Annotated in this window: 7 protein-coding genes; 4 read left to right on the top strand and 3 right to left on the bottom strand. The window is 42.8% G+C overall.

What is annotated here, in order from left to right:
- The first annotated feature begins 101 nt into the window (after nucleotides 1-101).
- A complete protein-coding gene (locus AAEY80_RS14050; RefSeq protein ID WP_025652261.1) occupies nucleotides 102-1,337 on the top strand; it encodes an FUSC family protein in 1,236 nt (411 codons plus the stop codon).
- A gap of 86 nt (nucleotides 1,338-1,423) precedes the next feature.
- On the opposite strand, the gene AAEY80_RS14045 is transcribed toward AAEY80_RS14050, so the two are convergent.
- Nucleotides 1,424-2,557 (bottom strand): ABC transporter substrate-binding protein, encoded by a 1,134-nt coding sequence (locus AAEY80_RS14045; RefSeq protein WP_025652262.1) that lies wholly within the window; start codon nucleotides 2,555-2,557, stop codon nucleotides 1,424-1,426.
- A gap of 303 nt (nucleotides 2,558-2,860) precedes the next feature.
- Here AAEY80_RS14045 and AAEY80_RS14040 point away from each other — a divergent pair, with 303 nt between their 5' ends.
- The 3 genes from AAEY80_RS14040 (at nucleotide 2,861) to AAEY80_RS14030 (ending at nucleotide 4,693) form a co-directional block, all read left to right on the top strand.
- Nucleotides 2,861-3,658 (top strand): 3-oxoacyl-ACP reductase, encoded by a 798-nt coding sequence (locus tag AAEY80_RS14040; protein WP_051395094.1) that lies wholly within the window; start codon nucleotides 2,861-2,863, stop codon nucleotides 3,656-3,658.
- A 137-nt stretch (nucleotides 3,659-3,795) separates the two neighbouring features.
- Nucleotides 3,796-4,059, top strand: a complete 264-nt coding sequence (locus tag AAEY80_RS14035; protein WP_201565561.1) for a hypothetical protein — start codon at nucleotides 3,796-3,798, stop codon at nucleotides 4,057-4,059.
- A 208-nt stretch (nucleotides 4,060-4,267) separates the two neighbouring features.
- Nucleotides 4,268-4,693, top strand: a complete 426-nt coding sequence (locus AAEY80_RS14030; RefSeq protein WP_156915617.1) for a hypothetical protein — start codon at nucleotides 4,268-4,270, stop codon at nucleotides 4,691-4,693.
- 128 nt (nucleotides 4,694-4,821) lie between these two features.
- Here the strand turns inward: AAEY80_RS14030 and AAEY80_RS14025 are convergent, their stop codons facing one another.
- Nucleotides 4,822-5,649 carry a Cof-type HAD-IIB family hydrolase gene (locus tag AAEY80_RS14025; protein WP_201565559.1) on the bottom strand — a complete coding sequence of 276 codons (828 nt, stop codon included), beginning with the start codon at nucleotides 5,647-5,649 and terminating at the stop codon, nucleotides 4,822-4,824.
- Nucleotides 5,650-5,711: 62 nt separating this feature from the next.
- Nucleotides 5,712-6,026, bottom strand: coding sequence for a hypothetical protein (locus AAEY80_RS14020; RefSeq protein ID WP_350588493.1), 315 nt, complete (start codon nucleotides 6,024-6,026; stop codon nucleotides 5,712-5,714).
- Nucleotides 6,027-6,130 lie beyond the last annotated feature (104 nt).

Genomic DNA, 6,130 nt, shown 5'->3' with positions numbered 1-6,130 from the left:
AGTTTGAAATGCAACACGGCACATCTTACTCTTCAACTCATTCTTTTAAAACGTTGCACTTCTTATTTGAATCTAGGCCTTTATTATAAGAGATACCCTGCGTGAAACCGACTTTTTGGCAACGATTTACGGCACCGTTTGTAGAGCCTTATGCCCGCTACCAGCATGCGGATATTTTGCATGCCATACGTTTGGGTGTGGCCGTACTTATTGCACTGTTGTTAAATGAGTTTACGCACTTGCCACATGGCGAGTGGACGACCATTACCGTGTTTGTAATTTTGGGTTTGTTGCAATATCAGGGCGCGATTTATACCAAGGCTAAAGAGCGGATATTGGGTACTTTGCTTGGAGTGTTGGTCGGGCTTAGCTTCTTATGGTTGATTAAAGATATCGGTGGTTGGCTGTGGTTGTATTATGGGCTGATTGGCATTATCAGTGGCATAATCGGTTATGTGGCGGTCAAGCAATTGGGTTATATTGGGCTGCTAACAGGCATTACCATGCTGATGATTGTATCGAGTCCTGACCACAGCAGTATTGCCCAAGATGGCTTATATCGCGCGTTTAATATTTTGCTTGGCGCAGGGGTGGCGGTCGCAGCAACATTAATTTTACCGCTGAAGTCGACGTTGATGTGGCGGTTTTTGTTGGCCAGCAATCTTGAGACGTGCAGCAATTTGTATGCAGGAGTGGGCAATCATATTGATGCCGATGTACTAGTACCCAAGCCGTTTAAATATAGTAAGGCGACCAGTTCAGCCAGTATTATTTATCCATCGAGCAGTTCTATACCGGATACACCCGTCAATAAAGCCTTGGTGAAGGCGTTACAAAAGATTAATAAGCGCTTGCTTGCCGTGCGTCCGCATATCGCAGCGACTGCCAGTGAATCGGGCATTGATAAAGAAACGCTAGAAACCATTCAGCGTACCCATCGTAATATTATCGGTACCATTGATTTGCTGTTAAGTGCCGCACCGCGCTTGGCAAATATCGAGATTGACGATGAAAATCATATTTTGCTTATCCATTATCAGCACGAATTAACGCAGGCAATGCAGCATATGGCTGCGGTATTACGTAGCCCAAACGATGAGGTATTTCGCCCCATTACTCGCATCGCGGTATCAGAGTATCCGAGCGTGCAGAATTTAGGTTTTGAGTGGCAGGGCTATTTTTGGTTGACCCAAACTCTGCAAGTACAGTTGCAGCGATTAAGTGATTTATTACAAAAGACCAAGCCGCAATGGTTTGCTGCTTCTGGCCTGCGTTATCAGCGCCGTGAACAGCGCCGTATTGAGCATAAAGGCAGCGAGACAGATTTACATTTATGAAGAAAACAAATAAAAACGCTGACTCTCACAAGTCAGCGTTTTTACTTAAACAATATTTTTAGGGCGTGTTTTTCTAGCCTTCTGTATTAACGACCCGTTTTTAGCTTATCCCAATACTGCTGGTACACTTGCAGGGCTTCATCACCGACGTCTTCTTGGAATTCAGCTTTGGCCAACACCTCTTTGCTAGGATAAATGGTTGGGTTATTACGCACGCTTTCCTCCATCAGCTCACGCGCTGCCAAGTTCGGCGAGGCATAACCAATCTCTTCACTGACAATCTTGGCGTTCTCAGGACGCAGTAGGTAGTCGATAAATTTGTGCGCGGCATCCACCTGTTTGGCGTTCTTCGGAATGACAAAGTTGTCCATCCAGAGTATCGCGCCCTCGCTTGGGTACTTATAGACCAAGCTGGTTAAGCCTTCGTCATTGGCCATGACGGCTTCGCCATTCCACGTCATACCGAGTGACGTTTCGCCTTCGATATAAGGCATGCGTGTCGCATCTGAGTTAAAGGTTTTGACGTTTGGCATCAAGGTAGTGAGCTTGTCATAAGCGGCTTTGATCTCGTCAGGATTGCTGCTGTTACCCGAATAGCCAAGGGTGAGGAGCGCCATACCAAACACTTCGCGTACATCATTGGTCAGCATCACTTGACCTTTATACTCAGGTTTCCACAGATCGTTCCAGCTATTGACCGTCGCAGGATCGACCGAATCGCCATTGATGGCCAAACCAGTGCTGCCCCACATATAAGGAATTGAGTATTTGTTCTCAGGGTCAACCTTGGTATTGGTAAATGAGGTATCGAGGTTTTTAAAGTTACTCAGTTTAGATTTATCAAGCTCTTGCAATAGCCCTTCTTTGGCCATTTTTTCGACATAATACGTCGATGGAATCGCTAAGTCATACTGACTAGAATCATCGAGTAGTTTGAGCTTGGCGTACATGGCTTCGTTAGAGTCAAAGGTGGTGTAATTGACCGAAATGCCCGTCTCTTCTTCAAAGCCATCCAAAATCTCTTGCGGCATGTACTCTGACCAGTTATACAGATTTAGCGTCTCATTGCTAGCAGTAGCGTTGCCATCAGCGGCATTGTCAGCGTTGCTACAGCTGGCCAGTGCTAGGCCGACTGCCATGGCTAATAAGGCTTTTGGTACTAAACGACCGTTACGCGCCGCTGTGTTGGCAGTGGCATGGGGCGATGATAAATGAGTCAAAATATCTCTCCTAGATAAAGGTAAGGCAAATCGATAAAAATAAATAAAGGCGGCTAATGATTACAGGCTCAGCACCGATAGTTGCCCTGTTATGGTTATTATACCCAGTAATTTAAAGGGCAATCGCGAATAGACATTACGATAGGCAATGCCTTACAAGTCGAAGGCAGTGTCAGAATAGCCCAGCCTAGGTAAAGCAATCAAAGGAAGCAATCATGCTATGATGAGCTGGTTTATTTTTATACCGTATTTTCAATAACGTGAATAGACCAACCATACCATAATAATAAAGGATGCAACATCATGACCCAGAATAACACTGTTATACCGGCGTTATTGCCTGAGAAAGTCGCCATCGTCACTGGTGCCAGTCGTGGACTAGGCGCACAAATTGCCCAGCAAATGGCAGCGGCAGGGGCAAGCATTTGTGTCAATTATCTCAATAGTAAAGAGGCTGCTGAGGCAGTCGTTGCCGACATCGTCGCTGCTGGCGGGCAAGCATTTGCTTATCAAGCTAATGTCACTGAACTTGAGCAAGTACAAGCGCTGGCAAAGGCGGTCGTTGCGCGCTACGGGCGCATTGACATAGTGGTCAATAACGCCTTGCCAAGCTACCAATTTAATCCTAGTGCCGACTATACCAGTATTGAAACCGTTAAATGGGCGCACTTCTCCCAGCAAATGGATGGCATCGTCAAAGGCGCAGTTAATACCGTACAAGCAGTACTACCACAAATGAAAACGCAAAAAATGGGCAAGATTATCAATATCTCAACCAACCTTGTTTATAATCCTGTGGTCACTTATTACGACTATACGACTGCCAAATCGGCGTTGATTGGACTGACGCGTAATTTAGCCGCTGAGCTTGGTCAACATGGTATCCGCGTGAATTTGTTGGCAGGTGGCTTGCTTAAAACCACGGACGCAAGCCGCTCAACCACCGAAGAAGTATTTGATTATATCGCCAGCACCACACCGTTACGTCAAGCAACCTCAGTGGATGACTTTGCCAATGCTGTATTGCTCATGGCATCGGATTTGAGTGCGGCTATTACTGGTCAATCCATTGCTGTGGATGGTGGTTTGACGATGCCTTAACGAGGCCTCAACGATGAATCAACAATGCTTTAAGCGGTTAGTGGCATAGATTAAGACACTAAAAAATGTATAGGTTTTCAAAATTAAAAGATGAATCACTTGATAAGCAACTTGATTGAATTAAGAAGAGGAATGAGATGAATAATCGTAAACGTGCTGCAATAATCACGGCTGTGCTTGGTATCGTCGCCTTTATGACGCTGTTTAACGCGGGCTCACCGACCGCTATTATTAATTGGCCAGTTGAGACCTATATGGGTTTGGCATTTACGATTGGCTGGTTGAGTAGTGTGCCCAACTGGCTGGCTTATATATTGGCGGCAGTGGTACTTGTTTTGATTATGGTCGGGTTTTATAAAATTGGTGGTTGGGTTTATGGATTGATTGCAGCGAAGGGTTGAGTCTTTCTTTTCGGGTTAAAATTTCAACCTATACAGCCCCTAGTCATGTTTGAAAAAAAGTGGCTAAATAAGCAAGTTAACAATATAACAGATTAAAAATGGTTGCTTGCGTTGTTCATTATTTAGTACGTAATTAGGACTAAAAACTTTCAATCTAGAAATGAATAAAAAGTGGCCTGATAAAAATGTTAGTGAAGAGAAGTCATTTATGATCGCCTCAAAAAATATCTATAAAGTTGTCGTTATACTATTTATAGCTATATATACAACTGCCTGCCAAGAAGAAGGGCAAAACAATAAAGTCTATGAGACGGTATGTGTTGATGCAGATACCTCGATTAAAGGCGATGTAACAGACAATGGTATTTTATGGTCGCTAACCCACAAAGATTTAAAGTATATCTTATCATTGGTCACACAAGAGTCTGATAGAGATATTTATATCATGAACTCTATAACCACTTGTGATATGACATTCAAAGATATCAAAATACATAATAATATTTGTGAGATTACTTTAAATGCTGGTGCTTATGGCTATGTAGAATGCAGCGATGGTTCTAAGTATAGCTTTGGTTGTTATAAAGATGAGTGCAGCCAGTACTTTCCATTTCCGTACGAAGAGCAAAATTAAAGGTAAGTATTTTTTAATAAAGCTTTCAATAAAAATAGTCAGAGACTTTAATAATTTTGAAATACAGTATTATGCAACATCTTACTATTGTTAGTTTAGATAACTATGAAATTGAAACTGTATAAGGCTTAGCTTAGATCCAAACGCTCAAGCACCGACTGAATACCACGCTCTTCAATCGTGCCTGTGACAAAATCTGCACGCGCAATCAAATCCGGTTGCGCGTCACCCATCGCTACGGCAAAGCCTACCAAATCAAACATCTCCAAATCATTCATGCCATCGCCAAACGCCATGCAGTCGCTAGCGTCGATGCCATAATATTCACAAACATCGAGAATGCCACGCGCTTTTGAGGCGTCACTCGGTAGAATATCCGCGCCAATGTGATGCCAATGTACTAATTTCAATCCATCCGAGGCAAAATCGATATCTTGCATTTTATCGACCTGATTATTAAAAAATACCGAGCACTGATAGACTTCATTACTTTGGTAATAACAGGGATCAACGATTGAGTTCGGCGTCCGCGCATTAAACTCGCGCAGACGATCGTTTTCATCTGACCATGCGATATGGGTCGCAGAGTCGAATTTATGAATGAGTTTGCTCTCCTGACACAGCTGCACAATTTTAGCCGTTTGCATATCTGATAATGGATAGTGACTGATTCTGCTATGGTTATCAAAGCTATATTGACCATTCATACAGATAATAGCGTCGAGGACATTTGCCTCTAGTAACGCTAAAATGTCAGGCGGTAATATGGCTTTTGAGCGACCTGTGGAGATGACTAATTTAACATCGCTGTCGGCTAAGGTTTCTAAAGTGGCTTGATTGTGTTCTGCGATAATTCCTGCACGACTTAGCGTATCATCAATATCAAAAAAGATGATCTTTGGCGTTGGAATTTTATTGGTACTTGAGGCGCCGCTGGCTTTGAATTCGGTAAACATAAATATCCTTTATAGTTTTATACTTTATTTTTTATTGCAAGTGTTATTTTATAGATACTAGCTTAAGCTTCTTTATCAAGTTTTTTTAAGAAATCATTAGCATTTTTTAGATGCTCTTTTTGTTGAGCTTTATCCATCTTATCCCACATCGATAGTAGCATACCAATACGCGGATTCTTTTCAAAAAAGTCACGATGGACATGCATAAAGCGCCAAAACAAGCCATCCCATATCGCCGCCCATTCTAATGTCTCGCCTTTGGATTTGACGGGATAATCACTCATTTTATTAATATAATTACTACCACTGATATACGGCTTAGTCGCCATAAGACCACCATCGGCAAACTGACTCATGCCATAGATATTGGGCACCATGACCCAGTCATAGGAATCAATAAATAGCGGAGTTTTTCAAGGTAGTTGTCACCATCAAGCCCAATTAAGCAGCTTGTAATCTCATCTTTTCTGGCTCTTTTACA

It is taken from the genome of Psychrobacter sp. 78a-MNA-CIBAN-0178, assembly GCF_040309625.1.
Taxonomy (GTDB): Bacteria; Pseudomonadota; Gammaproteobacteria; order Pseudomonadales; family Moraxellaceae; genus Psychrobacter; species Psychrobacter okhotskensis.
Note: the sequence above shows the minus strand (reverse complement) of the source record. Positions and strands in the feature narration are given on the sequence as shown.